This is a genomic window from Vibrio sp. 2130-1, assembly GCF_033339515.1.
Genome location: NZ_JAWOUT010000203.1, coordinates 1 through 758, shown reverse-complemented (window position 1 = coordinate 758; position 758 = coordinate 1). Strand labels below are relative to the sequence as shown.

The following is a 758-nucleotide window of genomic DNA, read 5'->3' as shown; positions in this document are numbered from 1 at the left end:
AATAAAAAAGCCATGAGTATGAACACGCTTTTTTACAACGATTCGTTTGAGGTTACTTGGCTTTTACCATTACACTGAATTAAACAAAGGAGGGCGTGTGTTTCCTATCTTATTATTGGCGTTTATTTTCGTCCCAATCATTGAAATTGGCTTATTTATTCAGGTGGGGGGCTTTTTAGGTCTCTGGCCAACCATCGCATTAGTGCTGATCACGGCATTTGTCGGCGCGTCATTAGTGCGCAGCCAAGGTATTCAAACCTTGATGTCTGTTCAGGGCCGTCTTGAACAAGGCGAAATTCCAGCACAGCAAATTTTTGAAGGTGTGATGCTAGCGGTTGCCGGTGTGCTATTGCTGACTCCCGGCTTTATGACCGACGCGTTGGGTATGGTGGTATTGCTGCCTGCGCCGCGTGCCGCGATTGCAAAATACTTGATGAGCAAGATGGTCGTCAAAACCATGCATGGTGGTGGCTTCCAAGGTGGTTTCTCAAACCAAGGGCCATTTGAGCAAGATCCGTTTCATCGTGACCCGTTTGATTCTCGCTCGGACAACGGCAACACCTTCGAAGGTGAATTTGAGCGTAAAGACGACGATGATCGTAACAAGCTCAACTGATTGAATCAGTGAATCAAGAAAACAAAAGGGCGCATTCCGCGCCCTTTTTTGTGTCTGGAATTCGTTGAGCTTACAACGCCCCTTCAAAGCCCATTTGACGCCATGCTTCAAAAGCAATGATCGCAACGGCATTCGAAAGGTT

Annotated in this window: 1 protein-coding gene and 1 pseudogene; one reads left to right on the top strand and one right to left on the bottom strand. The window is 46.7% G+C overall.

From position 1 onward, the window contains the following. The first annotated feature begins 97 nt into the window (after positions 1-97). Entirely contained in the window at positions 98-616 is a 519-nt protein-coding gene (locus R7Q09_RS25200) for an FxsA family protein (protein WP_025501248.1), read from the top strand. A gap of 70 nt (positions 617-686) precedes the next feature. On the opposite strand, the pseudogene R7Q09_RS25195 reads toward R7Q09_RS25200, so the two are convergent. Continuing rightward, positions 687-758: pseudogene (locus tag R7Q09_RS25195) on the bottom strand (tRNA (uridine(34)/cytosine(34)/5-carboxymethylaminomethyluridine(34)-2'-O)-methyltransferase TrmL); the annotation flags it as partial.